The 1,612-nt window shown below is 58.1% G+C and carries 1 protein-coding gene and 1 pseudogene; both read left to right on the top strand.

Features of this window, described 5'->3' with window-relative positions; translation table 11 throughout:
- The first annotated feature begins 17 nt into the window (after window positions 1-17).
- Window positions 18-926, top strand: a complete 909-nt coding sequence (locus tag IE312_RS18705; protein ID WP_189983228.1) for a phage major capsid protein — start codon at window positions 18-20, stop codon at window positions 924-926.
- Between the two features lie 483 nt (window positions 927-1,409).
- A pseudogene (locus IE312_RS40775) lies at window positions 1,410-1,612 on the top strand (hypothetical protein); the annotation flags it as partial.

Below are 1,612 nucleotides of genomic sequence, written 5' to 3'. Positions count from 1 at the left end.
AACTAGGGGCACTTCATATGACTCTTGCCTACCAGCAGCCCGGCACCACCACTTTCATCCCTGAGATTTGGGACGCGGAACTTCTAACGCAGTTTGATCCACTTCTTGTCTGGGCGTCTCCGTTCGTCGCCAATAATAAGTATGAGGGCGAGATCCGAAAGAAGGGCGATGTGGTCCACATCAACAGCCTTCTTCGGCCCACCGTGGGCGATTACACGATCGCTGATGGGATGACGGCCCAGCGGCCGGAAACCGTGGATCAGAAGCTGACTATTACTGAGGCGAAGTATCTACAGGTTTTGGTCGAAGATGCGGAACGGGTTCAGCTTGCCGGTGGCCTGGACTCGCCCATCAATCAGCAGATGATCCGGGCCCTGGCTCGTGAGGCTGACTCCTTCATGGGCAGCATCATCGCCAGCGGGGCGACGGCGCTTCCTGCCGTTGTGCCGACCGCCAACAACATCCCTCAGAGCCTCTACAGCGCAATCCTGGACATGATGCTGGCCCTTGATGACAACGACATCCCGGCAGGCCGTTATGTGGTCGTGTCGCCGCGTGTGAAGCGATACCTCATCGAGCATCCGGCCGTGGCTAACGCCGCCGCGTACGGCGAAGGTGGCGTGACTGCCAATGGCGTCGTCGCTCGCCTTGCCGGGTTCACCATCCTGACGACCACGGCCATGCCCGCTGGCGTGGACATCGTGGCGGGTCATTCGGAGTTCGCCACCTACGCTAGCCAGTTCACCGGCTTCCGCGAGGGACAGTCAGAGAAGTACCGCGCTGACTACATCGACACTCTGCACCTGTACGGCGGAAAGATCGTGCGTTATCCGGAGCTGGACACCAAGAAGGCCGACAGTACCTTTGATGAGTCCAAGCCCACCAAGGGTATTTGCAAGGCCGCCGTTACCTGGCCCACTTCCTGATCCTCGGGTTCGTTCGGGCCCCTGCACTGCGCGGGGGCCCGTTCCTCTCACGCTCAGTCGACCGAGAGGCGCGCCGGCCGTCGACTCACTGTGACGAGAACCAAGAGTCAGGATGCGCAACTGGTGTCCATTTCCGGTTTCCGGGACACCAAACGCCAAAAATGTGACGGACCTCTCTCGTTTTCGCCTCTTTGGCCTCCAAAACGCCCTTTCTTGGGGTTCAGAGTCCCTGGGTCTGGGAATCGGTGGGCCACGAAAATTTGAAACCCGTACACGATGGAAGGATGGCACCCCCGGTGGGTCCTTTCTTTATCTAAATAGGTATTACCCCCGGTATTCATAAACATTTGAGTAATGTTTCAGTTATTCGTTAGTTACCGTTCCGTGATAGGGGTGCGGAAGAATGGATGTCAGCGGGGAAGCCGTAGAGCAACGCTCCGGACTCTCACCCAGACTTCCGCACTAACGAAGGAATGCAGCGCTATGCGTAAGACGGTGCTTGTGCCGGTTGAGTACACCTTTTGCGATGCACACATTGCGCGTGACGGTTCTGAGGTTGAGGCCACCTCATCGCTGACACTGGGTAAGGACACCTGGCACCTGTGCCTTGAACACGACGTTTCGTTCGGCAGGTACCTCTGTGACGCTCTGGGTGCTCCGTCTGAGCGTGAGTGCATACAGGCTGA

The organism is Streptomyces capoamus, assembly GCF_014654935.1.
GTDB lineage: Bacteria > Actinomycetota > Actinomycetes > Streptomycetales > Streptomycetaceae > Streptomyces > Streptomyces capoamus.
This window is presented reverse-complemented; position numbering and strand designations above follow the sequence as displayed.